This window comes from Rhizobium phaseoli, from assembly GCF_003985125.1.
Taxonomy (GTDB): Bacteria; Pseudomonadota; Alphaproteobacteria; order Rhizobiales; family Rhizobiaceae; genus Rhizobium; species Rhizobium phaseoli.
Genome location: NZ_ML133570.1, coordinates 126,417 through 152,019, shown reverse-complemented (window position 1 = coordinate 152,019; position 25,603 = coordinate 126,417). Strand labels below are relative to the sequence as shown.

At 62.4% G+C, this 25,603-nt stretch carries 30 protein-coding genes; 13 read left to right on the top strand and 17 right to left on the bottom strand.

Going from position 1 to position 25,603, the window contains the following annotated elements:
* Positions 1-58: 58 nt before the first annotated feature.
* Entirely contained in the window at positions 59-607 is a 549-nt protein-coding gene (locus EFD56_RS12620) for a GNAT family N-acetyltransferase (protein ID WP_245440583.1), read from the top strand.
* A 57-nt stretch (positions 608-664) separates the two neighbouring features.
* Here EFD56_RS12620 and EFD56_RS12615 read toward each other — a convergent pair whose 3' ends face one another.
* The 3 genes from EFD56_RS12615 to EFD56_RS12605 form a co-directional block, all read right to left on the bottom strand.
* Complete coding sequence (locus tag EFD56_RS12615; RefSeq protein WP_003585771.1) at positions 665-928, bottom strand: DUF2312 domain-containing protein; 264 nt, start codon at positions 926-928, stop codon at positions 665-667.
* Positions 929-1,016: 88 nt separating this feature from the next.
* Positions 1,017-1,322, bottom strand: a complete 306-nt coding sequence (locus EFD56_RS12610) for a DUF1244 domain-containing protein (protein WP_037118048.1) — start codon at positions 1,320-1,322, stop codon at positions 1,017-1,019.
* A 15-nt stretch (positions 1,323-1,337) separates the two neighbouring features.
* Positions 1,338-2,126 (bottom strand): N-formylglutamate amidohydrolase, encoded by a 789-nt coding sequence (locus EFD56_RS12605; protein WP_126905511.1) that lies wholly within the window; start codon positions 2,124-2,126, stop codon positions 1,338-1,340.
* Positions 2,127-2,326: 200 nt separating this feature from the next.
* Here EFD56_RS12605 and EFD56_RS12600 point away from each other — a divergent pair, with 200 nt between their 5' ends.
* The 3 genes from EFD56_RS12600 to EFD56_RS12590 all read left to right on the top strand — a co-directional run bounded on the left by EFD56_RS12600 (position 2,327) and on the right by EFD56_RS12590 (position 5,011).
* Entirely contained in the window at positions 2,327-2,812 is a 486-nt protein-coding gene (locus EFD56_RS12600) for a DUF1036 domain-containing protein (protein ID WP_012485172.1), read from the top strand.
* Positions 2,812-4,251, top strand: a complete 1,440-nt coding sequence (pyk, locus tag EFD56_RS12595; protein WP_126905416.1) for a pyruvate kinase — start codon at positions 2,812-2,814, stop codon at positions 4,249-4,251. The genes EFD56_RS12600 and pyk overlap by 1 nt, the downstream gene beginning before the upstream one ends.
* A 124-nt stretch (positions 4,252-4,375) precedes the next feature.
* A complete protein-coding gene (locus EFD56_RS12590) occupies positions 4,376-5,011 on the top strand; it encodes a LysE family translocator (RefSeq protein WP_064818958.1) in 636 nt (211 codons plus the stop codon).
* 2 nt (positions 5,012-5,013) lie between these two features.
* Here EFD56_RS12590 and EFD56_RS12585 read toward each other — a convergent pair whose 3' ends face one another.
* From EFD56_RS12585 to EFD56_RS12575, 3 genes are read right to left on the bottom strand one after another with little or no spacing between them, the layout of a single operon-like run.
* Positions 5,014-5,565, bottom strand: coding sequence for a DUF4865 family protein (locus tag EFD56_RS12585; RefSeq protein WP_126905415.1), 552 nt, complete (start codon positions 5,563-5,565; stop codon positions 5,014-5,016).
* A complete protein-coding gene (locus EFD56_RS12580) occupies positions 5,562-5,966 on the bottom strand; it encodes a cupin domain-containing protein (RefSeq protein WP_126905414.1) in 405 nt (134 codons plus the stop codon). Before EFD56_RS12580 ends, EFD56_RS12585 begins: the two co-directional genes overlap by 4 nt.
* Positions 5,963-6,382, bottom strand: coding sequence for a tautomerase family protein (locus tag EFD56_RS12575; protein ID WP_126905413.1), 420 nt, complete (start codon positions 6,380-6,382; stop codon positions 5,963-5,965). Before EFD56_RS12575 ends, EFD56_RS12580 begins: the two co-directional genes overlap by 4 nt.
* A 117-nt stretch (positions 6,383-6,499) precedes the next feature.
* Between EFD56_RS12575 and EFD56_RS12570 the strand changes: the two genes are divergently transcribed.
* The gene (locus EFD56_RS12570) at positions 6,500-7,393 is read left to right on the top strand and encodes a LysR substrate-binding domain-containing protein (RefSeq protein ID WP_126905412.1); all 894 of its coding nucleotides are present in this window, start codon (positions 6,500-6,502) and stop codon (positions 7,391-7,393) included.
* 108 nt (positions 7,394-7,501) lie between these two features.
* On the opposite strand, the gene EFD56_RS12565 is transcribed toward EFD56_RS12570, so the two are convergent.
* From EFD56_RS12565 to EFD56_RS12530, 8 genes are all read right to left on the bottom strand, one after another.
* Entirely contained in the window at positions 7,502-8,476 is a 975-nt protein-coding gene (locus tag EFD56_RS12565; protein ID WP_126905411.1) for a threonine ammonia-lyase, read from the bottom strand.
* Between the two features lie 119 nt (positions 8,477-8,595).
* Positions 8,596-10,332: a gamma-glutamyltransferase gene (ggt, locus tag EFD56_RS12560; RefSeq protein WP_126905410.1), complete on the bottom strand. Its 1,737-nt coding sequence runs from the start codon at positions 10,330-10,332 to the stop codon at positions 8,596-8,598.
* A gap of 73 nt (positions 10,333-10,405) precedes the next feature.
* On the bottom strand, positions 10,406-11,494 hold the full coding sequence (locus EFD56_RS12555; protein ID WP_085743214.1) for an alpha/beta fold hydrolase: 1,089 nt from the start codon (positions 11,492-11,494) through the stop codon (positions 10,406-10,408).
* 119 nt (positions 11,495-11,613) lie between these two features.
* Complete coding sequence (locus EFD56_RS12550) at positions 11,614-12,228, bottom strand: tetratricopeptide repeat protein (RefSeq protein ID WP_064822718.1); 615 nt, start codon at positions 12,226-12,228, stop codon at positions 11,614-11,616.
* 109 nt (positions 12,229-12,337) lie between these two features.
* Entirely contained in the window at positions 12,338-12,463 is a 126-nt protein-coding gene (gene ykgO / locus EFD56_RS12545) for a type B 50S ribosomal protein L36 (protein ID WP_003582204.1), read from the bottom strand.
* A 165-nt stretch (positions 12,464-12,628) separates the two neighbouring features.
* Positions 12,629-13,705: a 5-(carboxyamino)imidazole ribonucleotide synthase gene (locus tag EFD56_RS12540; protein WP_126905409.1), complete on the bottom strand. Its 1,077-nt coding sequence runs from the start codon at positions 13,703-13,705 to the stop codon at positions 12,629-12,631.
* Positions 13,702-14,196 (bottom strand): 5-(carboxyamino)imidazole ribonucleotide mutase, encoded by a 495-nt coding sequence (gene purE, locus EFD56_RS12535; protein WP_004679370.1) that lies wholly within the window; start codon positions 14,194-14,196, stop codon positions 13,702-13,704. Before purE ends, EFD56_RS12540 begins: the two co-directional genes overlap by 4 nt.
* A gap of 38 nt (positions 14,197-14,234) precedes the next feature.
* The gene (locus EFD56_RS12530) at positions 14,235-14,438 is read right to left on the bottom strand and encodes a YdcH family protein (protein ID WP_010028538.1); all 204 of its coding nucleotides are present in this window, start codon (positions 14,436-14,438) and stop codon (positions 14,235-14,237) included.
* Between the two features lie 228 nt (positions 14,439-14,666).
* Between EFD56_RS12530 and EFD56_RS12525 the strand changes: the two genes are divergently transcribed.
* The gene (locus tag EFD56_RS12525) at positions 14,667-14,840 is read left to right on the top strand and encodes a YdcH family protein (protein WP_008533139.1); all 174 of its coding nucleotides are present in this window, start codon (positions 14,667-14,669) and stop codon (positions 14,838-14,840) included.
* Positions 14,841-15,140: 300 nt separating this feature from the next.
* On the opposite strand, the gene EFD56_RS12520 is transcribed toward EFD56_RS12525, so the two are convergent.
* Together EFD56_RS12520 and EFD56_RS12515 are read right to left on the bottom strand one after the other, a co-directional pair.
* Positions 15,141-15,401, bottom strand: a complete 261-nt coding sequence (locus EFD56_RS12520) for an ArsR/SmtB family transcription factor (RefSeq protein ID WP_126905408.1) — start codon at positions 15,399-15,401, stop codon at positions 15,141-15,143.
* Positions 15,402-15,555: 154 nt separating this feature from the next.
* Positions 15,556-16,320: a sulfite exporter TauE/SafE family protein gene (locus tag EFD56_RS12515; RefSeq protein ID WP_126905407.1), complete on the bottom strand. Its 765-nt coding sequence runs from the start codon at positions 16,318-16,320 to the stop codon at positions 15,556-15,558.
* A gap of 107 nt (positions 16,321-16,427) precedes the next feature.
* Between EFD56_RS12515 and EFD56_RS12510 the strand changes: the two genes are divergently transcribed.
* The gene (locus EFD56_RS12510; protein ID WP_126905406.1) at positions 16,428-17,081 is read left to right on the top strand and encodes a thiamine phosphate synthase; all 654 of its coding nucleotides are present in this window, start codon (positions 16,428-16,430) and stop codon (positions 17,079-17,081) included.
* A gap of 10 nt (positions 17,082-17,091) precedes the next feature.
* Positions 17,092-18,174: a tetratricopeptide repeat protein gene (locus EFD56_RS12505; protein ID WP_126905405.1), complete on the top strand. Its 1,083-nt coding sequence runs from the start codon at positions 17,092-17,094 to the stop codon at positions 18,172-18,174.
* Between the two features lie 33 nt (positions 18,175-18,207).
* Here the strand turns inward: EFD56_RS12505 and EFD56_RS12500 are convergent, their stop codons facing one another.
* Complete coding sequence (locus EFD56_RS12500; protein ID WP_206513417.1) at positions 18,208-19,953, bottom strand: chemotaxis protein; 1,746 nt, start codon at positions 19,951-19,953, stop codon at positions 18,208-18,210.
* 343 nt (positions 19,954-20,296) lie between these two features.
* Here EFD56_RS12500 and EFD56_RS12495 point away from each other — a divergent pair, with 343 nt between their 5' ends.
* Genes EFD56_RS12495 through EFD56_RS12475 form a run of 5 tightly spaced genes read left to right on the top strand, consistent with a single transcriptional unit; the run spans position 20,297 to position 25,281 of the window.
* Positions 20,297-20,626 (top strand): STAS domain-containing protein, encoded by a 330-nt coding sequence (locus EFD56_RS12495; protein WP_126905403.1) that lies wholly within the window; start codon positions 20,297-20,299, stop codon positions 20,624-20,626.
* A complete protein-coding gene (locus EFD56_RS12490; RefSeq protein WP_004679388.1) occupies positions 20,623-20,991 on the top strand; it encodes a response regulator in 369 nt (122 codons plus the stop codon). The genes EFD56_RS12495 and EFD56_RS12490 overlap by 4 nt, the downstream gene beginning before the upstream one ends.
* Positions 20,988-23,033 (top strand): chemotaxis protein CheA, encoded by a 2,046-nt coding sequence (locus EFD56_RS12485; protein ID WP_126905402.1) that lies wholly within the window; start codon positions 20,988-20,990, stop codon positions 23,031-23,033. The genes EFD56_RS12490 and EFD56_RS12485 overlap by 4 nt, the downstream gene beginning before the upstream one ends.
* On the top strand, positions 23,030-23,539 hold the full coding sequence (locus tag EFD56_RS12480; RefSeq protein ID WP_010001317.1) for a chemotaxis protein CheW: 510 nt from the start codon (positions 23,030-23,032) through the stop codon (positions 23,537-23,539). The genes EFD56_RS12485 and EFD56_RS12480 overlap by 4 nt, the downstream gene beginning before the upstream one ends.
* Positions 23,540-23,571: 32 nt before the next feature.
* Positions 23,572-25,281, top strand: coding sequence for a methyl-accepting chemotaxis protein (locus EFD56_RS12475; RefSeq protein WP_126905401.1), 1,710 nt, complete (start codon positions 23,572-23,574; stop codon positions 25,279-25,281).
* The last annotated feature ends 322 nt before the right edge of the window (positions 25,282-25,603 follow it).

The window sequence follows — 25,603 nt, the reverse complement described above, 5'->3', positions numbered from 1 at the left end:
TATCCTCCTGAAGCATTCTGCACGCTCTATCCGCTCGAGGATCAAGGGAGAGAATGTCGTGACAGAGGGTGCTTTGCCAGCCGCGTCGATGATTAGACGCGCGCGCCGATCTGATGCCGAAGCCTTGTCCGACTTCGCGGTACGACTATTCCGCGACACCTACAGCGGCGACACAGCAGCGTCCGATCTCGAATCCTATATCGACGAGCATTTCAGCACGGAACGCCAGGCTGCCGAGATCGACGATCCTTCAGCCGCCGTTTTTGTCGCGATGGCCGATAATCTGATCATTGGGTATGCGCATGTCGTCGTGCGCTTGGCCGATGAACGCTCTGCTCTTCTCAAGCGAATTTATGTCGATGCCGGGTGGAGGGGACGCGGATTGGCCGGCGGGCTTCTCGACGCCGTTGTTGGCGAGGCCGGGAAGCGCGGCGTTACACACTTGGAGTTGACGGTGTTCGAACGGAATAATCGAGCCTTGGCATTCTACAGGCGGGTCGGATTTGCTGCGATCGGCAGCACGACATTTATGGTTGGCGAGGACCCCCAGACCGACGTCGTGATGCAATTGGACTTGGTCGGACGGCTTAACGGCGGATTAGCCTGAGAAAAAAAGCCGCCGGATCGCTCCAGCGGCTTATCGACAACTGTGATGCGAGGCAGATCAGCCTTCCGGCGGGGACTCGATCATGCCGAGCGCGTGCAGGTAGGTGTCGAGGATCGCTTCCTCTTCCATGCGCTCCTGCTCGTCCTTTTTGCGCAGCGCCACGACCTTCTTCAGGATCTTGGTGTCGAAGCCCATTCCCTTGGCTTCGCCATAGACGTCCTTGATGTCGTCGGCGATGGTCTTCTTTTCTTCTTCCAGCCGTTCAATGCGCTCGATGAAAGCGCGAAGCTGGTCGCGGGCGACGCCATGAGCATCAGACATCGTGTTCTCCTGATTGGGATGATAATTTTGGATGCCCGTGACTGCCGCGAAGCGGCGCGAGGGTCAAGCCTATTCGCCGCGTGATGGGCTATTTGTGCGGATTGTTCAGTTCAAAAGCGGCCTTTTGCACAGGCGAGGCCTCGTTCTGGTGGAGATTTTTCCAGTCCTCGTAAGGCATGCCGTAGACCATTTCGCGCGATTCGTCCTTCGTCATCGCAACGCCCTCGGCTTCGGCAGCTTCGCGGTACCAGTTCGACAGGCAGTTGCGGCAGAAGCCGGCGAGATTCATCAAATCGATGTTCTGCACGTCGCTGCGCTTCTGAAGATGCGCGACGAGGCGGCGGAAGGCGGCGGCTTCGAATTCGGTCTGCTGTTCTTTGCTGAGCGCGGTCATCTCGCTTTCCTTCCTTCAATAGGGACCGGTGCGCGACAGATGGACGTCGTATTCGTGCAGGGCAGGATCGGCGTTCATCACCGCAAAGATCGGCGCCAGGCGTTCGGCCCATGCAGCAATCCCGGTCTCGTCTGTGATCAGATCCTGGCGCATTTCGAGTAGCGCGTGCGGGATGCCGGTCATCATGCAGTGCCGGTACATGGTATCGCCCTTCAGGGCGCCGTCATAGGGCTCGTTGTCGCCAACGAAGAGATCCGGATCGGCGCGCAGCATGTCGAGCAGCGGGCCGACGGCGCGCCGGTCGCTGTCCCAGAGGACTGCGGCATGCCAGGGGCGGGGAATTCCTTTCCACGCCGGCGTGAAGGAATGCAGCGACAGGACCAGCGGCGCCCGGCCGGTGGCGTTCGCGACCCTATCGATCGTTGCCGCCACCGCATGGTGATAGGGGCGATGGAAGGCCTCGATACGATGCTCCCATTCCTGCGGTGTGATCGGATGATTGCCCGAGATGACGGCGCCGTCGGAAATCCTCATGACAAGCGTCGGGTCATCTTCACCGCGGTTCGGGTCGATCAGCAGGCGCGAGAAGCCGCCAAGCACCGCGGGTACGCCGAGTCTGGACGAAAGCTGCCGCGTCAGGCTCTCGATGCCGATGTCATAGGCGATGTGGCGGGCAAAGGCCGCATCGGGCAGGCCGAGCCGGCCATATCGCGCGGGGAGGCGGTTCATCGCGTGATCGGCGAGGATCACCATGCCTTTGTCATGTTTGCCGGATAGGATTTCGAAGGATTGGAAGTCGTCCATGAAGGAATTGCCATTCGTCATTGCGCGGTCGGGCTCAGTGATCGCATGTGGCTGCCGACGGTTCAAGCACTACAGGCGGCAGGAACGGAGATGACCCTTGACGTACAGTTTATGAAAGGAAATATAATCGATTAGCATCGCGTTGACTTTCGCATGACGGCGGCGCAAGAAGACACGGATATGAATAACCGTGGAGCTATTTGGGAGCCGTGTTGATTCAAGCCGCGCCAAGTTTCCTCACGCGGTCCGGACCGCTGGTCCGACTCGCTCTGTTCGCTCTTGCAGCCTTTATGCCGTTCTTCATCGCAGATGCCGCACGCGCCGATTTTCGCGTCTGCAACGGAACACAGAATCTCGTCGGCGTCGCGATCGGGTACCGGGCCAAGGATGGCTGGGTTACGGAAGGCTGGTGGCAAGTGCCGGCAACAACCTGCGCCACGCTGATCGAGGGAGAACTGCAGTCGCGTTATTATTACCTCTACGCAGAGGACGCCGCCCGGGGAGGACGATGGACGGGGGACGTGCAGATGTGCGTGGCGGAAAACGAGTTCAAGATCTCGGGCGTCCAGGATTGTTATGCCCGCGGTTACCAGAAGATGGGATTCAAGGAATACGACACGGGCCGCCAGGGCAGCTGGATGGTCCAACTCTCCGACACCCCAGGGACGCAAGAAAGCCAGAATTGATGAAGCGTAATCGCAAAATTAAAATCCTCGCCACCCTCGGGCCCGCCTCCGCCGAGGAATCGATGATCGAGAAGCTGCACCAGGCCGGTGCCGATGTCTTCCGCATCAATATGAGCCATGCGAGCCACGACCTGATGCGTACGCTGATCCAGCGCATTCGCTCGGTCGAAGCCCGCTCCGGCCGGCCGATCGGCATTCTCGCCGATCTGCAGGGACCGAAACTGCGTGTCGGCAGGTTCGTCGACAGCAAGGTCGACCTGAAGCCCGGCCAGACCTTCACGCTCGACAACAACGAAGCGCTCGGCGATCAGAACCGAGTCTATCTGCCGCATCCCGAAATCCTGGAATCGGTGCAGCCCGGCCATCGCCTGCTGATCGACGACGGCAAGCTGGCGTTGCGCGCCGAAAAATGCGACGGCAAGAGCATCGTTACCACCGTTATTTCGGGCACGCGCATCTCCGACCGCAAGGGCGTCAGCCTTCCCGACACGCTGCTCGGCGTCGGGGCTCTGACGGATAAGGACCGCGCCGACCTCGACGCCGTGCTGGCCACCGACGATGTCGACTGGGTGGCGCTGTCCTTCGTCCAGCGTCCCGACGACCTTGCCGAAGTGCGTAAGATCGCCCGCGGCCGCGTCGGCCTGATGTCGAAGATCGAAAAACCGCAGGCTCTCGAGCGCATCGAGGAAATCATCGAGCTGTCCGATGCCCTGATGGTCGCCCGAGGCGATCTCGGCGTCGAAATGCCGCTCGAGTCGGTTCCCGGCATCCAGAAGCAGCTGATCCGCGCCTGCCGCCGTTCGGGCAAGCCGGTGGTCGTCGCCACGCAGATGCTGGAATCGATGATCTCGGCGCCGGTGCCGACGCGCGCCGAAGTGTCGGACGTCGCGACCGCCGTCTTCGAAGGCGCCGACGCCGTCATGCTTTCGGCCGAATCGGCCTCCGGCGACTATCCGGTCGAAGCCGTCTCGACCATGGCGTCGATTGCCACTGCGATCGAGCGCGAGCCGCATTATCCCGGCATCATCTATGCGCAGCGCGCCCAGCCGGAAGCGACCGGCGCCGATGCGATCTCGCTCGCCGCTCGCCAGATCGCCGAGACGCTGAAACTGTCGGCGATCGTCTGCTATACCTCCTCGGGTACGACAGGCCTTCGCGCCTCGCGCGAACGTCCGCAGGTGCCGATCCTGGCGCTGTCGCCGATCATCAAGACGGCGCGCCGGCTTGCCATCGTCTGGGGCCTGCATTGCGTCGTCACCCATGACGCCACCGATCTCGACGACATGGTCAACCGCGCCTGCCGCATCGTCGCCGATGAAGGCTTCGGCAAGCCCGGCGACCGCATCATCATCTCGGCCGGCGTGCCGCTCGGCACGCCCGGCGCCACCAACATGATCCGCATTGCCTATATCGGCTCCGACGGCCAGAGCGGCATCTGATCCGATCGCATCCCTACAAGAGCCCGCTGCCTCAAGGAGGCGGCGGGCTTTTTCGTTGATGGCAAGGCATTGCCACGGGTTGCGGCCTGTGCAAGTTTCACCCTCCGGGCTTGGAGGGATCATCATGGACATCGTCACGCTTCTGGCTTTTGCAGCCGTTTCCTTCGTCGGCATCGCCACGCCGGGGCCGACGGTGCTGCTGGCGCTGACAAACGGTTCGCGACATGGGCTGCGCCGAGCGGTTGCGGGCATGATCGGCGCCGTACTTTCCGATTTCGTGCTGATCGGTGCCGTGGCAATCGGTCTCGGCGCGGTGCTGGCGGCATCGGAATTCTGGTTCTCGACGCTCAAATGGGCCGGGGCTGCCTATCTTGCCTTTCTCGGCATCATGCTTTTGCGCTCGAAGGGCACGATCGATGCGGCGCTCCAGCCGGGGGCGCCGGCGGGTGCGTCTTCGATCTTCTCGATCGGGTTGAAGAGCTTTATGGTCGCTGCGACCAACCCGAAGGGCTATCTGTTCTTCTCTGCCTTTCTGCCGCAATTCATCGACCCGGCCCTGCCGCAGGCTGGGCAATACGCGCTGCTCGCGCTCACTTTTGCCGCGCTCGATTTTCTCATCATGTTCGGCTACGCCTTCTTCGGTTCGCAGGCGGTGCGCCTTCTGAAAACATCGGGCACCCTGTGGCTGGAGCGCGCCTGCGGCGGTGCGCTGCTGGCGCTTGCCGGTTCGCTCGCCTTCTATCGGCGGGCGACCGTTTGACGTCAGGGCAGGGACAGGTGACCGACGCGATAGGCCTGGGTGCGGGCGTCAATTGCAGGCATTTCCGGCCATAATCTGAATCGCACTCGTGTCCATGTCGTCGGTTCGAAACCGGAGACGGAGGCAAGCGCGCCGCCTGCCGCAACGTCGGCTCCAGCGGCAGCACTTTCGGCCTCGCGGATATCGGCGAGCGGCGCGTAGGGCTCCGTCGACAGGATGTCGCGTGTCGCAAACCTGGCCGCGGCGATATGAGGTGAAGCCTCCGCATGCCAGACGATCCAGGTTCTGACCTGTGGCCAGCCGAAGGCGCTGGTCAGGGTTTCGAAGCCCGGGCTGCAGAGGAAGTCGCTCGCCCCTTCCGGCTTCTGCCAGAGATAGAAGGGCGCATAGAGATTGTCGCGGCCGGCGATTTCATCCCTGCGGGCGCTGAGGTAAGCCTTGAAACCGAGATTGGGAAAGCCGTCGAGCAGCGGCCCCTTGTCACGGATGCGGCGGTCGACGATCGACATGTCGTAATCGGCGGGCAGAGTGAAACTATACTGCATGGCGATCATGAGCGTTCCTCCACGGGCTGCAGCCATTCGACAATGCTGCCGTTTTCCGCCGCCTGGATGCTGAGATAGCTGAAGGGGCTGTCGTCGGCGGCGCCATGCCAATGGCGCTCGCCGGGCGCAAACCAGACGGCATCGCCGGCACGCAGCGTCTCGACGGCACCGCCTTCGCTCTGCGCCAGCCCATGGCCGGAAAGCACATAGAGCAACTGGCCCCTGGGATGTGTGTGCCAGCGCGTGATGGTGCCGGGATCGAGCGTGGCGCGCATGGCGGTGTTTTCGCCGTCAGCGCTGCTTTCGAGCAGCATCTCGACCCAGAACGGCGCTGTTGAGACGCCCTCCGGCGAGCGCACCGCCCTGCCGGGACGGCTGACGGTCATCGCCCTCGGGTTCGAAGCGCTCATTGCCGGCCCCCGAGCGCCCGCGCCCGCCAGTCGGGGTCCGTCATCTGGGCGACGCCGTTGCCGAAGGACCAGTCTTCCGGGGCGCTGGTGCTGATGACAACCATCACGTCCTCCGGTCGCAGGCCCGGCGATTGCGCCAGGAGATCGACAAGCCGTCGGTAGAGTGTCGCCTTCATCTCGGCCGTGCGGGGGCGGCCGATCGTGATCGAGATATAGACGAAATCGTCGGAGCGCGGACCGGCGAGATAGTTGCGGTCGAAGATCAGCTCGTGCTCATCATGCTGATGGATGGTCTGGAAGCGATCATTCTCGGGCACGTCGAAGGTCTCGACGAGGGCGTGTTGAATGCTGTCGGCGACTGCTGCGAGATAGTCCGGCGCCTTGCCTTTGCGAAGAGAAATGCGAACGAAGGGCATAGAAAACTCCAGGATAAAGGCCGCCCGTCGGCCTTGACAAGGAAACCATCGCACGCCACGATAATGCTGAAAATCAGAATTTTATGAACAAATGATCCTGAAAATTGGAACTGTGTGGTGCGGCGGACGATCTTCGATCTTGATGTGCTTCGAACCTTTTCGACTGGCATGGAGCTCGGCAATTTCGCCAAGGCGGCCGAACGGCTCGGGCGTTCGACCTCGGCTGTCAGCGCCCAGCTGAAGAAGCTGGAGGAGCAGGCGGGAACGCCGATCTTCCGCAAGGCGGGGCGCGGACTGGCGCTGACCGACGCCGGCGAGACGTTGCTCGGCTATGCCAGGCGGCTCCTGGAGCTCAACGACGAGGCGGCCGCGGCCGTGCACAGCATCGAGCTGGAGGGCTGGGTGCGGCTCGGGCTGCAGGAGGATTTCGGAGAGACCTTGCTGCCCGAGGTGCTCGGCCGTTTCGTGCGCGCCCATCCGAAGGTCCGCATCGAGGCGCGGGTGGTGCGCAATACCGAACTGCTCGAGCGCGTCACCTCAGGCAAGCTCGATCTGGCGCTCGCCTGGAGCGCCGGCGCGCTGACGGCGCATTGCGAGCGGATCGGCGAAGTGCCGATGTGCTGGATCGGGCCTGCCGGGGGGCCGATCGGCTGGCATGCGGCAAGTGGCGAGCCGATGCCGCTCGCCACGCTGGAGGCGCCGTGCCTGTTGCGCAGCGCGGCGACAAAGGCGCTTGACGAGGCCGGTATTTCCTGGCGGCTCGCCTTCGTCAGCTCCAGTCTCGGCGGCCTGTGGGCGGCGACGGCGGCCGGCCTCGGCCTTACCATCCGCACACCGATCGGCCTGCCGGCGAAGCTTCGGCCGCTGACTCCGAAGGCGGTCGGCCTGCCCGACCTGCCGAAGCTTGACCTGGTCCTGCATCGGGCCGAAGCCGAACTGCAACCGGCTGCGGCGCGGCTTGGCGAGCTCGTGCTGCAGTCCGTACACGGCGCGCTACAGGGAAGGCGCTAAAGCCCGTCGCATCAAGTTTGACTCACGCAACGCGCTTTAGTTCTTTGTCTTTATGCGTGTCGTTGTCCCAGAACCGCTGCATACTTCCGGGCGACATGCATCAAAATCTCAGCCGAAGCGTTCGAGCGCCATGGCGAAGAGATCGGCATCGACGTTGCCGCCGGAGGTGACGGCGATAACCGCGTCGCTTTCCAGTGCCTCGCCATGGAAGATGGCGGCGGCGAGGGCCACGGCGCCGCCGGGTTCGACGACGATCTTCAGTCGGGTGAAGGCGAGCGCCATGGCGCGCAGCGCCTCTTCGTCGGTGACGACGATGCCGGCGCCGGCAAGGCGCTTGAGGATCGGGAAGGTGATGTTGCCCGGCTGCGGCGTCAGGATCGCATCGCAGATCGAGCCTGATATCGACGCGTTGCGCTCGATCCTGCCGGAGGCGAGCGAGCGGGTGGTGTCGTCGAAATCCCTGGGCTCGCAGGGGCGGACGCGAAGGCCGGGAGCGCTGGCTTCGAGCGCAAGGGCGATGCCGGAGGTCAGTCCGCCGCCGCCGCAGGGCACGAGAACGTCGGCGGATGTCACGCCTTCTTCTTCAATCTGCTCGGAAATCTCGAGGCCGGTCGTGCCCTGGCCGGCGATCACCAGCGGTTCGTCGAAGGGCTTGATCAGCGTCAGGCCGCGCTCGGCCGAAAGCCGGGCGCCGATTGCGTCGCGATCCTCGTTGGCGCGGTCGTAGAGCACCACTTCAGCGCCGAAGGCGCGGGTGTTGGCGATTTTCAGCTTCGGCGCATCGCTCGGCATGATGATGACGGCCGGCACGCCGTGCAGCTTGGCGGCCAACGCCACACCCTGCGCATGATTGCCCGAGGAGAAGGCGATGACGCCGCGGGCGCGCACGGCCGGATCGAGGCCGGAGACGGCAGACCAGCCGCCGCGAAATTTGAAGGAGCCGGAATGCTGCAGACATTCCGCCTTCACGAACAGGCGCCGACCGGCGATCTCGTTCAGGAACGGGGAGGAAAGAAGCGGCGTGCGGCGCGCATGGCCGCGCAGACGGGCGCGGGCGGCGACAATCATTTCAATGCTTGCCATTCGGGAATCGTCCTGCTTGGAGAGTTCTGACATGCATAGGACGCGGCACGCCGTTTGTGAACGTCGACTTTGTCACCGTGACATGAATGGATTTCCGCCGCGCTACCATTTTGGCGCCATCAATAGCCGCCGGCCGAACCTTCTGCCGCCCGAGCATCCATGGCGCCGTTATAGCGGGCGCCGCCGCCCTTTTCGATGGCGGCGAAGCTCTTGCCGCCGACCAGGATGCCGGCAGCCTGGCCCCAGAGCGGCGCGTCGTTGCCGCCGTCGAAGCTATAGCCCATGGCGGCAAGCGTCCTTTCCGTATCCGGCGAAAGCGCATAGGGCTCGAGAAAGATCTTATCAGGCTGCCATTGGTGATGGAAACGCGGTGCATTGACCGCCTGGCTGATATCCATGCCGAAATCGACGACGTTGAGGAATGCCTCCAGCGTGATGGTGATGATGCGCGAGCCGCCGGGGCTGCCGATCACCATGAAGGGCTTGCCGTCGCGGGTGATGATCGTCGGGCTCATCGAGGAGAGCGGCGTCTTTTTCGGGGCGATGGCGTTCGCCTCGCCCTGTACCAGACCGTAGAGGTTCGGCACGCCGGGTTTGGAGGTGAAATCGTCCATCTCGTTGTTGAGCAGGACGCCGGTGCCCGGCGCCACGACGGCGGCGCCGAAGGAGCCGTTCAGGGTATAGGTGACGGCAACCGCATTGCCTTCGTCGTCGATGATCGAATAATGCGTCGTCTCGTTGCTTTCCTTACCGCCCAGCGGTTTCAAATTCGCCGACGTGCCGGCTTTGTAAGGGTCGATCTTTGCGGCGATCTCCTTGGCGTAGTTCTTGTCGAGCAATTTTTCGACCGGATTCTCGACGAAATCGGGATCGCCCAGCGCCGCATTGCGGTCGACATAGGCATAGCGCATCGCCTCGACCATCACGTGCACCGTTTCGGCTGAGGCGTAGCCGAGATAGGAGAGCGGATAATCTTCGAGAACGTTGAGGATTTCGCAGATGATGATGCCGCCCGAGGAGGGCGGCGGCGAGGAGATGATGTCGTAGCCGCGGTAATTGCATTCGATCGGCTTCAGTTCGCGCACGGCATATTGCTCGAAATCTTGCCTGGCGAGAATGCCGCCCTTGGACTGGCTCGCCGTGACGATCGCCTCGGCGGGCGCGGCCTTGTAGAAGGCGTCGGGGCCTTTTTCGGAGATGGCGGCCAGCACTGCGGCGAGATCCGGTTGCTCAAGTTTTTCGCCGGTTGCGTAGGGCTTGCCATCCGGCTTCAGAAAGATTTTCGCCGCCGCCTCATCCTTGGCGAGGCGTTTGGCGCTGCCAGCGAGGATGGCGGCGTCACCCTGTTCCAGCGTGAAGCCCTCCTTGGCGAAGCGGAGCGCCGGCGCGATCAGATCCTGGCGTGAGCGGGTGCCGTATTTCTCGCGCGCGGTTTCAAAACCCATGACCGAGCCGGGAACGCCGACGGCGAGATAACCGTCGAGGCTGGCACGCGGCACGATATCGCCCTTGGCATCGAGATACATGGTCTTCGTCGCGGCGAGCGGCGCGCGTTCGCGGAAATCGAGGAAGGTTTTCGTGCCGTCTTTCAGGCGGATGGTCATGAAGCCGCCGCCGCCGAGATTGCCCGCCGAGGGATAGACCACCGCCAGCGCGTAACCGACGGCGACAGCCGCATCGACGGCGTTTCCGCCGCTTTTCAGCACCTCGACGCCGACATCCGTCGCCAAATGCTGGGCCGTGACCACCATGCCGTGTTCGGCTTCCACAGGCGCCGGTGACGCGGCGAAAGCCGTGGTCAGGCTCAGCGACAATGCCGATATGACGGAGATCGTCCCGATATGCAGGCGGCCCATGATTTCCCCTCCTATGACAACAACGGAAAAACATATGGGGCTGCGCCGGCTCGAGGCAATGCAGCGATCGGCTTTATGCGAGACGTTCGATCGAGTTTCCTGCTGCTGAAGGATCACGCCCGGGCGGAGCGCCAGGCTCCAGCGACGGCAGCGTCGTCCGATCGGCTGAAGCCGCGGCGAGCCGCTCTTCGGCCTTGCGGGCGATTGCCTGCAGGTCGCGTGGCTTGCCGGCGATCTTTTCCATGGCAGCGATGGCGACATCGGTCGCGAGATAATCCGGCTTGTGGCCGACGCCGCGGACGGTGATGAGTTCGGACCCTGCTATGTCGCGGGCAAGGCCGCGTGAATGCAGGTGTTCCCAGACGATCTCGTCGCTATCGCCTGTTATGATGACGGTCGGCGCGGTGATCTGCGAATAGAGCGGCGATTGCTCTTTCAAATAGGCGAGCAGCCGTTTGAAATCGGTGGCGTTGTTGCGGAAGGTGCGGGGCCGCAGCACCAGCGATGGGCCGGTCCTTTCGATGTAATCGAGCGGGCGCGGATTGGGACGGAAGACATTCAGCGTGCCGCGCTCCAGCCGGCTGAGCCCCAGCGGCACGACGATGGCGTGATTGAACAGCCAGCCGACGACCGGCGCCGTCGCGACATGATAATACCAGTCGATGCCGCCCGGCCAGGGATGGGTGGCGGGTGCCAGAAAGAGCAGGCCGGCTGTCTTTTCGGGATGGCGCAGGCCGAAGGTTGCGGTGATCGCGCCGCCGAAAGAATGACCGACAATGATCGCCCTCTCGATGCCGCGCGCCTCCATCAGCCGGGCGATCGCGTCCGCCTGGCCGGAAGGCACCGCATTTTCGGGGCCGCCGCGTTCGGAATAGCCGTGACCGGGACGATCGACGAAGAGCATTTCGGCCCGGCCCTCGAGTGCGGTGCGGAAGGCGACGAGCTGGTCGAGCAGATTGCCGCTGGCGCCGTGAATGAAGACGAGAGGGGGCAGATCCGCCTGTTCCGGACGCCTGATATGGACGGCATTCATGCGGTAGCCGCCGATATCCGTCAGTTCACCGATATTGGGATAGGCCTGTTCGAATCGCCGTGCCTTGTAAGAGGAGTAGCCGATGGCGGCGGCGAGGGGAGCGAGAAGAGCGGAAACTTCTGCAAGCATGATCTTTACGGGCGATGGTTGCGGCGGTTCTCGAGAAGGGGGGGCGAAGTGCCACGTGGCCCTTCGAGAATTCTAAAATTGTGCGGTCCGGCCGGGCTTCAAGATCGGGGTGAGCGACATCAGGTGCGGTTGCCGGCAAGTTTTTCCGACAGCGTATTGACCTGTTCCTGGGCGGTGCGCTCGGCTGGATAGATGTCGAGGAACCGCTCCCAGGCTTTCAACGTCAGCTCATCGTTGCCGGCATTGCTGAGGATCGCGGCCATGCCGGAGAGGGCGCCGAAATGGCGCGGCTCGAGATCCAGCACGTGTTCGATGTCGGACATCGACTTGCGGTAATTGCCCATGACGAAATTCAGCGTGGCACGGCGATTCCAGCTTTCGGCGTAATCGGGCTTCAGCGCTATTGCCTCGTCGAGGAAATCGAGAGCGGCGGGATTGCGCTTTTCCTCAATCGCCTTGTCGGCCCATTGCATCAGCAGATTGACGGTCGCGCTGCCGGAATCATTCCATTGCAGGCGAATTTCGTTGGCGATGCTGCTGGCCTTGTCGGGATCGCGCTCACGCTTCAGCTGGCTGAAGAGCTGGTCGAGACGCTGCTTCGGCGAATTGTCGGCGTTGCTCTGCTCGACGATGACATCCTTTTCCGCCGCGATGGCCGGAAGCGGAGAGGTGGAGAGGACGAGGAAGAGCGGCAAGGCCGCCGGCATCAAAGCAAAAAAGCGCATGGCGGACATATTAGCCCGCCAGCGCCGAAGATCAAACAAATTAGACGTGATCACCACAGCGACCCTCCGGATATCCGCCGGCGCAATCTGCGCGGCGCAGCAATCCGGATGCGCGCAATCAGCCCTGACGAGCCTTGTAGCGCGGGTTCAGCTTGTTGATGATGTAGATGCGGCCCTTGCGGCGAACCAGACGGTTGTCACGGTGGCGAGCCTTGAGCGACTTGAGCGAATTCTTGATCTTCATTTTTCTGATCCGCGATCTCTATGGGGGAATTCACATTCGCCCGTATCTTTAACAATCAAAAGCGCGCCGTCGGGGCGCGCTCTTTAGGTGGGGGAGCAGATACCCCGTCGCCCTTTCCGTGTCAACCACGTGACGGTGTTTTTCCCAAGGCGAGAGGGTGTTTTCTCACCGGGAAAGTGGCGATTTCAGCGCCAATGTGGTGACATGGCCCATCTTGCGGCCGGGACGCCACTCGGTCTTGCCGTAGAGATGGACCAGCGTATCGGCACGTCGCAGCCAGTCGGGAACGGCAAGGATATCGTCGCCGATCAGGTTCTGCATGACGCAGTCGGAATGCCGCTCGCCATTGCCGAGCGGCAGGCCGGCGACGGCGCGGATATGCTGCTCGAACTGGCTGACGGCGCAGGCGGCCTCCGTCCAGTGTCCGGAATTGTGCACGCGCGGAGCCATCTCGTTGGCGATCAGGCTGCCGTCGGCAAGCACGAAGAATTCGATGCCGATGACGCCGACATAGTTCAATGCTGCGAGGATTTTTTCCGCCGACCGGCGTGCGGCTTCACCCGTCGTTGCGGAAATCGCGGCGGGAACGGTCGAGGTATGGAGGATGCCGTTGCGGTGTACATTCTCGGCGGGATCGAAGCAGACGACCGTGCCGTCGGCGGTGCGCGCGGCGATGATCGAAACCTCGCGTTCGAAGGCGACAAAGCTTTCGAGGATCAGCGGCACGGCGCCGAGCGCGGCATAGGCGCCGTCTGGGCAGTCGGCCGCCGAGCGGAAAACCTTCTGTCCCTTGCCGTCATAACCGAGACGGCGGGTCTTCAATACGCCCTGACCGCCGAAATCCTTAAGTGCCGCCTCGAGATCGGCCTGGCTGTCGATCGCGTGAAAGCGGGCGGTGGTGATGCCGCAATCGTTGAGGAAGCGCTTTTCGACCAAGCGGTCCTGGGCGGCTTCCAGCGCCTTCGGCGGCGGATAGACGGGAATGCTTGCCGAAAGCGTTTCTGCGGCTGCGACAGGCACGTTCTCGAATTCGTAGGTGACGACATCGCAGGCGGCGGCAAGTTCGGCCAGCGCCGTCGGATCATCATAGGCGGCGGTGATTTGCCTGTTGGCGAGCTGGGCAGCCGGGCAGTCCGCCTGCGGCTCGAGAATGATCGTGCGGAAATTCAGTCTGGCGGCAGCGATGGCCAGCATGCGGCCGAGTTGGCCGCCGCCGACAATGCCGATCGTTCTTACAGTCATTGGTCGTCCATTGGGTATTCGGCGATGCTGGCACTCTGACGTTCGCGCCATTCGTCGAGCCGCTCGGCGATTTCTTCGTCGGAAAGCGCAAGCACGGCGGCGGCGAGCAGGGCGGCGTTGACGGCGCCCGCTTTGCCGATGGCGAGCGTTCCCACAGGAATACCGGCCGGCATCTGCACGATGGACAGAAGACTGTCCTGGCCGGACATGGTTTTCGACTGGACCGGGACGCCGAAGACCGGCAGCGGCGTCATCGATGCGGTCATGCCCGGCAGATGGGCGGCGCCGCCGGCGCCGGCGATGATGACCTTGAAGCCCTCGGCGCGCGCGCCCTTGGCGAAATTCGCCATGCGGTCGGGCGTGCGGTGCGCGGAGATGATGCGCGCATCATAAGGGATTTCCAGGGCTTCCAGCGTATCGGCCGCATTCTTCATGGTTTCCCAATCGGATTGGCTGCCCATGATAATGGCGACGGGTGGTCTGTCTGTCATCGTTGCCGCTATTCCTCTCAAGCGATCGGGCGATACGATCAGGCGATGATATCAGGGACGATCTGATCTTCCAGCTTGGAAAGCTTGTCCTTGATGACGAGCTTCTTCTTTTTCATGCGCTGGATTCGCAGAGCGTCGCATCCGGTCTCGATCATGGCGTTGATCGCGGCGTCGAAATCCTCATGCTCCTGACGCAGACGCGCCACCATGAGCCTGATTTCCGCCTGTTCCTGATCGGCCATATGCATTCCCCGTTATCGTCTTCGGATCTTGTCCGATCTGCCGATGATTTCCGCAAGCTCCTATCACCAAATACGGGTAACGGCTAGTTAGTCTTGATCATGAATTTGCCATCTCATCTTCATCTTTTCGCCTTCGACAAGCCGTCAAAAATATGTCACAGTCCGGCGCGTTGACACCTTGATCCCCGACGATGATGGCCGGGGAGGGTAAGAGGAAGGAAGGGTCAAATGACAGTTGAAGCTCATCTTGAATCACTCCAGAAAAAGCATGTCGCTCTCGAGGAGGAGCTGCATGCACTCAGAACAGCTCCTTCGATCTCCGATACGGAAATTGCTGAATGCAAGCGCCGCAAGCTGCGCATCAAGGACGAGATTCAGCGTCTCAAGTCATCCGTCCATTAAATCTTCCCAAGGGTCGCCGGACGATCTTCTTGCGTAAGAGGTAAACCATCCATTCCGCCTAAAATTTGCAAGACCCGGTGATTTGACACCAGAATTGCGCCAGCCCGATGCTCGCGGCATCGCGGCTGGCGCTTTTGCATCCGGCGCCGCAGTTCGTGCTCGCATGACTGAGCCCGGGGTCTTAGAGCATGTGTCCCGCAAAATGTGCCGCGGTTTTGCGATAAAAACATGCGTGAAAACAAAGACCGAAAGCGTGTGAAGCGAATCTGAAAGATCGCGACACGCTTCAGGGGAGGGCGATCAGGCCCAGAACTGATCCAGCCAAAGATTGAGCTTGTCGAAGCCGCGGTTGTTGACCGCGTAGATGCGTTTCGTGCCTTCCGACGTCACCGAGACGAGGTTGCTATCGAGCAACGCCTTCAGGTGTTGCGAAACAGCGGGACGGCTGATCGGCAGGCCCTCGGCAAGCTCGTTGACCGTCCGAGGCGCGCGTCGCAATTCCTCCAGCAGAAACCGCCGGTGCGGATCGGCAATCGCAGAGAAGGGGTCCGTGTTCGACATGGCGGGAACGCTACGTCAAACCGGCCGCGGCGGCAAGAAAATTGTGCGTTGCAGCGTACGAGAGCGCTGCGCGTCTTTTGAGCCGCGCTCGGGACGCTGTTCCACCTAGAATTGCTGCATAATTCCTCAGGTCGAGTATGCATCAGCGCCGCCCTTACCCGCCAAGGCCTTCGCGCACGATCAGCAAGGCGGCGATGAAGGCCATCGCATACATGAAGGGATAGAATATCTCCGGCTTCATGCGGCGCACGCACCAGGCGCCGGCAAGCGTGGCAAGCGGCGCGAAAGGCAGCAACGTCGCCGAGGTCGCGAGATTCTGCGTGTCGAGCTGGCCGAGCGCGAAATAGGGGATGAGCTTGACGGCATTGAGGATCGCGAAGAAGCGCACGCTGGTGCCGGTATATTCGCGCGGCTGGAGCTTGAGCGGCAGGGCATAGACCTGGAAGGGGGCGCCGCCGGCATGGGCGACGAAGCTGCCGTAGCCCGAGAACGCGCCCCAGAAACCGGCAGCGATCGGCCGCTGGCCGCGCGGCGGGATCACCCGGCCGGCGCCGGGGCCGAAATTGTTCCAGAAATAGCGCAGGCAGAAGAGGATGGTCACTGCGCCGATGACGATGCGCAGGATGTTGCCCGGAACGAGCGCCGAGGTCGCCCAGCCGAGGCCGATACCGAAGATGGCGCCGGGCAGCATGATCTTCAGCGTCGTCCAGTCGCCGTGCTTGCGCCAGACGACGAGCGAGATCGTGTCCATGAAGACCAGGATCGGCAGAAGGATCGCAGCCGCCTCGACCGGCGAGACGACCAAGGCGAGAAAGGGCAAGCCGATCAGCGACAAAGCGTCGCCCATGCCGCCTTTTGCGAGGCCGACCAGCAGAACGGCGGGCACGGCGGCGTAGTAGAATGACAAATCCTGCGGCATGCTTTCGGCGTCCTCCTCTTGCAAGCCTCCTCTAACGGAACTACTCACACAAAACGAGTGCGGATCCGTCCTTCGAAGAGGGATTTCGCAAGAAACGGAAAGACCTCATGACCGAACCCGAAAACCGCTGCCGCCTGGTGCTCATCGCCCCTGATATCGCCGACGCCGATGAACAGGCAAGGGTCGTCGCCGATGCCCTAAAGGGCGGCGATGTCGCCTCGGTGATCGTGCCGCAATACGGTCTCGACGACGGCATCTTCCAGAAACACGCCGAAAAGCTGGTGCCTGTCATTCAGGATGCCGGCGCGGCCGCGCTGATTGCGGGCGACAGCCGCGTGGCGGGACGGGCGAAGGCCGATGGCCTGCATCTTTCCGGCAATGCCGAGGCGCTTTTGGAGGCGATCGACAAGCACGCGCCGAAGCTGATCGTCGGCGGCGGCAATGCGGCCGACCGGCATACGGCGCTGGAGATCGGCGAAGTCCGGCCGGACTATATCTTCTTCGGCAAGCTCGATGGCGATATCAAGCCGGAGGCGCATCCGAAGAACCTTGCGCTTGGCGAATGGTGGGCTTCGATGATCGAAATTCCCTGCATCGTCATGGGCGGCACCGACCCGGCTTCGGCGCTCGCCGTTGCGGAGACCGGAGCGGAGTTCGTGGCGCTGCGGCTGGCGGTCTTCGACGATCCCGCCCGGGCGCCATCAATCATTGCCGAGATCAACGCGTTGCTTGACGAAAAAGCGCCACGGTTTGAGGATTGAAATCGCGCTCATGCCGATCCCGCCCGCCCGCCTTTTGAAATATTGTCTTGCAAGCATGGCCGTCCTCGCTGCGGCCGGACCGGATATTGCTCTGGCGCAGGCGCCCGACAGCGTCATCAGCCAGCCGGGCACGGCGCCAGCTTCGACCTTCCGCACCGATCGGCTGACCGGCGAGGACGTAAAGCCCTCCGATGGTGTCGGGGTCTTCGACCGGATGGGCGCGAAACTGCCGGACCTGCCGCCGGAGAAGGATTACAAGGGGCCGATCGACGAGGCTTACGGCGCCTATCAGCGCGGCTATTACCTGACAGCAATGGATAAGGCGCTGCCGCGCGCCCAGCTCGGCGATCCGGCCGCGCAGACGCTGATCGGCGAAATCCTCTCCCAGGGTCTCGGCGTCAAGAAGGACGTGAAGAACGCCGCCTTCTGGTATGGCAAGGCGGCCGAAGGCGGCGATGCGGCGGCGATGTTCAAATATGCGCTGATGCTTATGGAAGGCGAAGGCGTGCCGCGCGACAAGGTCAAGGCCGACGACTACATGCGCAAGGCAGCCGAGGCCGGCAATCCTTCAGCGGAATTCAACTGGGCGCAGATCCTCGTGGCCGACAATCCCGGCGAGAAGGGGCTGAAGCTGGCGCTGCCATTCTATGAGAAATCCGCCGAGCAGGGCATTGCCGATTCGCAATATGCGGTGGCGCAGCTTTACGCAACGCTGAAAGACCTGCCGGAAGAAAAGAAGCGACTCGCCCGCGAGTGGATGGCGCGTGCAGCGCGTGCCGGCTTCGACACGGCTCAACTCGATCTCGGCATCTGGCTCGTCAACGGCGTCGGCGGTCCGAAGGATTATGTCAAAGGTTTCGAATGGCTGAAACTTGCCGCCAATGGCGGCAATGTCGCGGCGCAAAACAAGCTCGCCCACCTCTATGTCAATGCCATCGGCACGGCGCCCAATCCGGTCGAGGCGGCGAAGTGGTACGTGCTGTCGCGCCGCGCCGGGCTTGCCGATCCGGCGCTCGAGGATTTTTATCTAGGCATCGAGGACGACCAGCAGAAGGCGGCGATCGAGGCCGCCAACAAGTTCCGGCGGCGCTAAATAAGTGCGCCGCGCCTCTCAACCGGGGCGACTTTAAAACAGCGCATCGGCGAAAAGATCCTCATCGTTTTCGATTTTGGCAGGCTCGGCGGAAGCCGGGGCAGCAGCGCTTTCCGCGCAGGCGGGGATGATGTCACGATGAATGTTGCGCTCCTGAACCATCGTATAGTGCTTGAAGATCTTGCGGTCGAGCGGCGCGATCGCCTCCGCGAGATCGGAGATATCGGCGACCTCGGTGCCGGCGGCCTCATCAAGCACATCGGCGCAGCGGGCAAAGACCTCGCCGAGGTCACGCTGGAAATCGAGCTTGCCGATCAGCAGACCGATCTTGGTGGCGACCTCGCGGCCGTTTTCGGCGAGCACCTTCAGCTCCTTTTCCATCATATCGGCTGCGGAGCGGATGTTGCCGACGGCCGACGTCAGGCTTTCTCCCAGGCCCGCCCCGGCATCCGTGGCCGGAGCGACGCGCCCGGCCGCGGCTTCGAGCGCCGGCAGGCCGGTGACGATGGCATCGGCGGATTCGTCGAGCTTGCCGGCGAAAATGCGCAATTCAGCCGTGACGACGTTGATCGACCTGCCTTCCTCGCCGAGACGGCTGCAGCGCAGGTTGGTGTTCAAGGCCATATAATGGATGTCGGTTTTGACGGCGCGGATGTTGGCAATCGCTTCGGAGAGCTTGGCGGCGGTGCCGATCGTCGACTGGCTCACTTGGTCGGCTTGCCGGCTTGCCGTATCGACCTGCCGGACGATTTCATGGGCGGCCGAAACACTCGATTCCAGCGCGCGCATGAAATTGCTGCCGGATTCGCCGCTCGCGCCGCTCATCTGGTCGCGCAGCTTGAGGATCTCCCGCATGTCGTGGTCGAAACTGGCGATCGTCGTGACGACGTTTTCCGATTCCCGCTGGAAATTTACGCACATGTCGCTCATCTGCGCGGCGGTCAGATGGTGAATGACGTTCTGAAGACGCTTGCGTGCGCCGGCATCGAGCTTCGCGCCCTCCTCGCCGGCAAAGAACTCCTCAAGCAGCGAAAGGGTGGCCTGTACATGCTCGATGCGTTGGCGGGTGATGTCGCCAATCTGCAGGGCAGAGAGCGTCGAGGCGACCTTGCTCTGGACGCCGCGTGCAATCGCGCCGACCTCGCGGGCGACGACGCCGAGATGCTTGCGATGTTCGGCAATCTTGGCGGCGTCGTCGCGCAGGGCGGCGGCAACGGCCGGGACGGTATCGGCGTAGCCCTTGGAGACACTGGCGCCGAAGGCGGCTGCGAGTTTGACCTCCTTGTCGAGGCTGTCGAGATGCGCGGCGAAACGGTTGACTTCATCGGTGCCGGAATAGATCCGCTCCAGGATCTCCTGTGCGAAGCCGGCGAATTCGGCAAGGCCGGCGCCGGTGATCTTCACGGTCACGGCGAAGGTTCTGAGATAGCGCATCGTCTCCTGCATGTCGGAGACGTATTTGCGCAGATCCCGGCCGGTCTGGGCCAGTGAGACGAGCGCCTGCTGACGATTTTCTTCGGTGAGCGGCAGCGCCGTCAGGCTCTCCACCGTGGCACGGAGATCGGCGCCGGTATCGCTCTGCTCCCCATTGTCCAGCGCCGCGGTGACACCCTCAAGGGAATTCAACAAGCGGTTGAGGACATCCATCACCGAGAGCAGCACCGTGCCGCCTTCGAGAAAACGTTCCTCGACCCGGCTGCGGGCGGATTCCAGGGTTCGGCCAATGTCCCGCCCGGAGGCGTAGGCTGCAGCGGTCGGCGATACCAGAGCGTGTGCCAACATTTATACCTTTTCTTAAAACACAGGCTTATCTGACTCTATTTCTACGGGAAGGATGGAAACGTCCGGTAAACGCGCCGGACTCGTCAACGTTGTGATTAACGAAAGATGTGGAGGGCGCGCGGCCCAAACCTGGTGATTGGTTAATATTGCTTAACCCGTTGCTTTTATTTTATTTGTTTCTAATTTTGAAGAAGAAAATACAACTTATCCCGGATGAGAAATTGGGAGTCCAGGGACTCGTAATACGACAGTTTCATACAACCTCTGTTTACCCTGCATTAAGGCTGCCGTGAGAGTCCTCTAAAGGTCGTCAAGTATTTCTCGGGCCGGGGAGGCTGTGTTGGACACTCCTAAACAATATTGCGAATCTATAAATTTGCCGGAAGCGCTGAGTATTCGCACTGTGTCTGAACTATATTCAAAGTTTGCCGACGCATTTCAGGGTCGCGATACAATCGTTATCGGCATTCCCGAAAGTGCGGAGGCGGATCTGAGTTTCATTCAACTCATAGAGTCATCGCGACGCCAAGCAAAAGCTGAGGGGAAGACATTCAAACTTTCCGCACCTGCCCGCGGCTCGGTCCTCAAGGTACTTGATCGGGCAGGTTTTATAGATTCATTCGATCAAGAAGATTCCAAGTTCTGGTTGCATAAAGAGGTAACGTTATGAGTGCAAACATCCTGACTGTTGACGATTCCGCCAGCATCCGCCTGACCACCAAGGTCACGCTGAGCAATGCCGGTTATAACGTCACCGAGGCCGCAGATGGGGCCGAGGGCCTCGCGACGGCCAAGAGCGGCCGCTTCGATCTGATCGTGACCGACCTCAACATGCCTGTCATGGACGGGCTGACGATGATCGAGGAACTGCGCAAGCTGCCCGGGCAGGCCGGCGTTCCGATCATCTTCCTGACGACGGAATCGGATGCCGATCTCAAGGCGCGTGCCAAGGCCGCCGGTGCTACGGGTTGGCTGACCAAGCCGTTCGATCCGGAAAATCTCGTGAAGATCGTGAAGAAGGTTCTCGGACGATGAGCACGCTCGATCCCGTTGCCGTGTTCCGCATGGAGGCCGCCGAATGCCTTGAGGCGATCGAGGCCGGTCTTCTCGACCTGATCCACCAACTCGACAACAAGGATCTCGTCGACGCCGTCTTCCGCGGGCTCCATACGCTCAAGGGCTCCGGCGCGATGTTCGGTTTCGAGGCGCTCGCCGCTTTCACCCATCATTGCGAAACCGCCTTCGACCGCGTTCGCAAGGGCGAGGTTGCGGCGACCAGCGAACTCGTCGCCGCCGTCCTGGCCGCCCAGGACCATATGCGCGCCCTCGTCGACCGGCCGGACGCCGATCACGGTGATACCGGCAGCAAGCTTCTGGCGCAGCTGCAGGCTGCCGTCGGCGGCAAGCCGGCGGCGCCTGCGGCCGCAGCGGCCGCCGTTGCCGCATCCGTGGTCGTGCGTGAGGTATCGGCGAAGAAGAACAGCTGGCGGATCCGCTTCAGTCTGCCCACCAATTCGATGGCCAACGGCACCAATCCGCTCGGTCTGCTGGACGAGTTGCGCGATCTCGGCGAATGCACGGTGCGCGCCAACACCTCGGCCATCCCGCTCCTTAACGAGCTCACGCCGACGGAGCTCCATATTTCCTGGGAGGTGACGCTGACCAGCGAGCAGGATCGCTCGGCGATCGACGACGTCTTCATCTTCGTGCTCGACGATATGGAACTCAGCGTCGAGGAGATCGACGGTGCGGCAACCGCCGCTCCGACCGCGGAGAAGGCTGCTGCTGCGCCGGCCGTCCCCGTATCGGTGGCCGTTCCACCGGCTGCCGTTCCGGAGTTTCGCCCGGTTGAGGCGGTCCCGGTCCGGCGCGAAGCGCCCGCAGCCGCCAGCCAGGCGAAGTCGGCCGAGAATGTCCGCGTTCCGGCCGAGCGTCTCGACGAGCTGATGGACCGGGTTGGCGAGCTTGTCATCGCGCAATCGCGTCTCAGCCAGCTCGCCAGCGCCAGCGCCGATATTGGGCTGCGCTCCGTCTCGGAGGAAATCGAACGCCTGTCCGGTGAATTGCGCGACACGATGATGGTGCTGCGCATGGTGCCGGTCGCAAGCCTGTTCTCCCGCTTCCGCCGCCTCGTCCACGATCTCGCCCGCGAGACCGGCAAGGTGATCGAGCTGGTGATGGAGGGCGAGACCACCGAAGTCGACAAGACGGTCATCGAGCGCCTGGCCGATCCGCTGGTGCATCTGGTGCGCAATTCGATCGATCATGGCCTCGAGATGCCTGCCGACCGCGTTGCAGCCGGCAAGACCGAAGCCGGCACGGTGATCCTTTCGGCCCGCCAGGCCGGCGGTGAGGTGATTATCTCGATCAAGGACGATGGCCGCGGCATCAATCGCGAACGGGTTCGGGCCAAGGCGGAATCCTCCGGCCTCATTCATCCCGGCCAGCCCCTTTCCGATTCCGAGCTGCTGCAGCTGATCTTCGCTCCCGGCTTCTCGACGGCTGCGGCGATCACCAATCTGTCCGGACGCGGCGTCGGGATGGACGTGGTCAAGAAAACGGTCGAAGCGCTTCGCGGCGCGATCGACATCGTCAGCGTCCCTGGACAGGGTTCGGAAGTGTCGCTGCGCATCCCGCTGACGCTTGCCATCATCGATGGACTGCTGGTGCGTGTCGGTTCCGGTCGCTACGTCATTCCGCTTTCGGCAGTCGAGGAATGCCTCGAATTGTCTCTCGAGGAAGATCTCCGCTCGCGCGGCCGCAGCTTCATCTCGCTGCGCGACAGCCTGGTGCCGTTCCTGCGCCTGCGCGACCTCTTCCGTACCGGCACGAAACCCGACGTGCACCAGAAGGTCGTCGTCATCTCGACCGGCACGGAGCGCGTCGGCCTGGTCGTCGACCAGATCATCGGCGACCACCAGACGGTCATCAAGTCGATGTCGAAACTGCATAACGACGTCGCGACTTTTTCGGGCGCTACCATTCTCGGCGACGGCAGCGTCGCCCTCATTCTCGACGTCGGGCACCTGGTTGCCGCGGGTCAGCAACAGGAGGCGCAATTGCGGGTGGCAGGATGAGTGCAGCAGCAACAGCGGAACGGTTCGACAATCACTGGAACTATGCCGAGGAGGTCGAGGTGCTGACCTTCGATCTCAACGGCGAAACCTTCGCGCTCGAAGCGGTCATCGTCCAGGAAATCCTGGACCTGCTTCCGGAGACCGCGGTGCCGGGTAGCCAGCCCTTCGTCGCCAGCGTCATCAACTTTCGGGGCAAGGTCATTCCGCTGGCCGATCTGCGTCTTGCCTTCGGGATGGAGGCGGCGGAGGCCACGATCGACAGCCGTATCATCGTTATCGAAATCGATCTGCAGGGCGAGCAGACGCTCGTCGGGCTCAGAACCGACAAGGTGAACGAGGTGACGACGCTTGCAAAATCCGCGAGCGAGGCGCCGCCAAGCGTCGGCATGCGCTGGCGCGCCGACTACATCAACTGCCTGGTGAAGCGGGGCGTGGAGTTCATCATTCTCCCGAATCTGCAGGCGATATTTTCGTCGAGGCACAAGGCGGCGGGAGCCGTCAGCTGACGTCGGATGAATTCAAACGTGGGGGTTTGACGATGCGCTTGACAATAAAGACGAAACTGGTGACGGCGTTCACCTTCATCATTCTGATGCTGGTGGGCACCGCCGCCTACGGTGTCCTCAGCCTTGGATCGCTGAACGATACGATCGATAAGCTTCTCTCCGGCCCGGCAGCCCGCCTCGATCTGGCGCAGCAGATCAACATTGCCCAGCTCGAAGCCATTCGCCAGCAGAAGAACCTGCTCACTGCCCACACCGCGGAAGAGACGGCGGGTTCGATCGCGAAGGGTAATCAGGCCCGCAAGGACTTCGCCGACGCCTTCAGTCAGGTGCTGGCGCTGGCGACGGAAGAAGGCAAGGCGCGCTGGGCGCGCATCGCCGAACTTTCCAAAACCTTCAATGCGGCCGACGATCAGATCCGCGAATATGTGAAAGCCGGCAATGCCGAAGGCGCAAATAGCATCTCGGTCACCACGGCGCGGGCCGCCGCCAACGACATCGACGCGACACTCAGCGAAATCCTGACACTTGAAAAGCAGCGCATGAAGGCTGCCGACGACGGTGCCGAAGCGCAGTATGTGACGACACGCACGACGATGGTTGCGGTGGCCGCCGCCGCTTTGCTGATTGCCGCGGTCACCGCCTTCTTGATCGCCAGCTCGATCAGCAAGGGCCTCAACCGTGCCAACACAGTGGTTCGCGAAGTATCGGAAGGCGATCTGACGAAGATGGCCGATATCACCAGCCATGATGAGATCGGCGAGCTTCTCGGCAACGTCAACACGATGATCGAACGCCTGCGCGGCGTTGTTGCCGATGCCTTGTCGGCTGCCGACAACGTTTCTTCTGGCAGCCAGCAGCTTTCGGCGAGTTCGGAGCAGGTATCGCAGGGTGCCAGCGAGCAGGCGGCTTCCGCCGAAGAGGCTTCCGCCTCGATGGAGGAGATGGCTGCGAACATCAAGCAGAACGCCGACAATGCCGCGCAGACCGAGAAGATAGCCCGGCAGTCCGCCAAGGATGCGGAAGCGAGCGGCGAGGCAGTGACGCGCGCTGTCGACGCCATGCGCACGATCGCCCAGAAGATCAGCATCGTCCAGGAAATTGCTCGCCAGACGGACCTGCTGGCGCTCAACGCCGCCGTCGAAGCGGCGCGTGCCGGCGAGCACGGCAAGGGATTTGCGGTCGTCGCTTCGGAAGTGCGCAAGCTTGCCGAACGGAGCCAATCGGCCGCTGCTGAAATCAGCTCGATGTCGAGCGATACGGTCAAGGCTGCAGCCGATGCCGGCGAAATGCTCGGCCGGCTGGTGCCCGATATCCGCAAGACGGCCGAGCTGGTTTCGGAAATCAGTGCGGCCTGCCGCGAGCAGGATATCGGCGCCTCGCAGATCAACGAAGCGATCCAGCAGCTCGACAAGGTGACGCAGCAGAATGCCGGTGCCTCCGAACAAATGTCTGCGACCTCGGAAGAACTCGCAAGCCAGGCGGAGGAACTGCAGACGTCGATCGCCTTCTTCAAGGTCGATATGGCAGGCAGCGCCCGGCCTAACGCCCACAGGGCGCAGCCGAGCGCTTCGGCGAGGGGGATCAAGGTTCCGGCGGCGGCCCGCAAGGCCGCCCCGCAGGCCCGCAACCAGAGCCACGGCCAGACGGTTTCTGTTCAGCAGCAGCGTCTCAAAGGCTTTGCTCTCGACATGTCGATGGGCGGTCCGGACGCCGGCGACGATGATTTCAGGGAGAGCGCATAAGCGCTCCCCTGGGGAGAGCGCATAAGCGCTGCCTCCGGGGAAGAAGCCCAGGCGTCTTCGCCCCCATGTGATCCCTCGGGCTGCTTCGGTGGCCCGAGGCGGAATATCCCCAACGCGTGTAGGCGTTGGCGCTGCGACCGATAGATGTCCGGCTGCCGGGAAGTGAATGTAGTCGCCTCCCCCTTTCAGACACATCACTTGAAGTTCGACGTTTCGACACCGTTGGTGACGAGTTTCGGGAGAGCGCGTGAGCGCTCCCCGGGGGAGCTCAAGGGTTCACCTACGCCATTGTTGTGGGCCGGCTGGCACGGCCCGCGACCAA

Excerpts from the sequence above, each read along its gene's own strand:
- EFD56_RS12615 (WP_003585771.1), bottom strand. The coding sequence starts at position 928 with ATGTCTGATGCTCATGGCGTCGCCCGCGACCAGCTTCGCGCTTTCATC.
- EFD56_RS12610 (WP_037118048.1), bottom strand. The coding sequence starts at position 1,322 with ATGACCGCGCTCAGCAAAGAACAGCAGACCGAATTCGAAGCCGCCGCC.
- EFD56_RS12605 (WP_126905511.1), bottom strand. The coding sequence starts at position 2,126 with ATGGACGACTTCCAATCCTTCGAAATCCTATCCGGCAAACATGACAAA.
- pyk (WP_126905416.1), top strand. The coding sequence starts at position 2,812 with ATGAAGCGTAATCGCAAAATTAAAATCCTCGCCACCCTCGGGCCCGCC.
- EFD56_RS12590 (WP_064818958.1), top strand. The coding sequence starts at position 4,376 with ATGGACATCGTCACGCTTCTGGCTTTTGCAGCCGTTTCCTTCGTCGGC.
- EFD56_RS12585 (WP_126905415.1), bottom strand. The coding sequence starts at position 5,565 with ATGATCGCCATGCAGTATAGTTTCACTCTGCCCGCCGATTACGACATG.
- EFD56_RS12580 (WP_126905414.1), bottom strand. The coding sequence starts at position 5,966 with ATGAGCGCTTCGAACCCGAGGGCGATGACCGTCAGCCGTCCCGGCAGG.
- EFD56_RS12575 (WP_126905413.1), bottom strand. The coding sequence starts at position 6,382 with ATGCCCTTCGTTCGCATTTCTCTTCGCAAAGGCAAGGCGCCGGACTAT.
- EFD56_RS12565 (WP_126905411.1), bottom strand. The coding sequence starts at position 8,476 with ATGGCAAGCATTGAAATGATTGTCGCCGCCCGCGCCCGTCTGCGCGGC.
- ggt (WP_126905410.1), bottom strand. The coding sequence starts at position 10,332 with ATGGGCCGCCTGCATATCGGGACGATCTCCGTCATATCGGCATTGTCG.
- EFD56_RS12555 (WP_085743214.1), bottom strand. The coding sequence starts at position 11,494 with ATGCTTGCAGAAGTTTCCGCTCTTCTCGCTCCCCTCGCCGCCGCCATC.
- EFD56_RS12550 (WP_064822718.1), bottom strand. The coding sequence starts at position 12,228 with ATGTCCGCCATGCGCTTTTTTGCTTTGATGCCGGCGGCCTTGCCGCTC.
- ykgO (WP_003582204.1), bottom strand. The coding sequence starts at position 12,463 with ATGAAGATCAAGAATTCGCTCAAGTCGCTCAAGGCTCGCCACCGTGAC.
- EFD56_RS12540 (WP_126905409.1), bottom strand. The coding sequence starts at position 13,705 with ATGACTGTAAGAACGATCGGCATTGTCGGCGGCGGCCAACTCGGCCGC.
- purE (WP_004679370.1), bottom strand. The coding sequence starts at position 14,196 with ATGACAGACAGACCACCCGTCGCCATTATCATGGGCAGCCAATCCGAT.
- EFD56_RS12530 (WP_010028538.1), bottom strand. The coding sequence starts at position 14,438 with ATGGCCGATCAGGAACAGGCGGAAATCAGGCTCATGGTGGCGCGTCTG.
- EFD56_RS12525 (WP_008533139.1), top strand. The coding sequence starts at position 14,667 with ATGACAGTTGAAGCTCATCTTGAATCACTCCAGAAAAAGCATGTCGCT.
- EFD56_RS12520 (WP_126905408.1), bottom strand. The coding sequence starts at position 15,401 with ATGTCGAACACGGACCCCTTCTCTGCGATTGCCGATCCGCACCGGCGG.
- EFD56_RS12515 (WP_126905407.1), bottom strand. The coding sequence starts at position 16,320 with ATGCCGCAGGATTTGTCATTCTACTACGCCGCCGTGCCCGCCGTTCTG.
- EFD56_RS12510 (WP_126905406.1), top strand. The coding sequence starts at position 16,428 with ATGACCGAACCCGAAAACCGCTGCCGCCTGGTGCTCATCGCCCCTGAT.
- EFD56_RS12505 (WP_126905405.1), top strand. The coding sequence starts at position 17,092 with ATGCCGATCCCGCCCGCCCGCCTTTTGAAATATTGTCTTGCAAGCATG.
- EFD56_RS12490 (WP_004679388.1), top strand. The coding sequence starts at position 20,623 with ATGAGTGCAAACATCCTGACTGTTGACGATTCCGCCAGCATCCGCCTG.
- EFD56_RS12485 (WP_126905402.1), top strand. The coding sequence starts at position 20,988 with ATGAGCACGCTCGATCCCGTTGCCGTGTTCCGCATGGAGGCCGCCGAA.
- EFD56_RS12480 (WP_010001317.1), top strand. The coding sequence starts at position 23,030 with ATGAGTGCAGCAGCAACAGCGGAACGGTTCGACAATCACTGGAACTAT.
- EFD56_RS12475 (WP_126905401.1), top strand. The coding sequence starts at position 23,572 with ATGCGCTTGACAATAAAGACGAAACTGGTGACGGCGTTCACCTTCATC.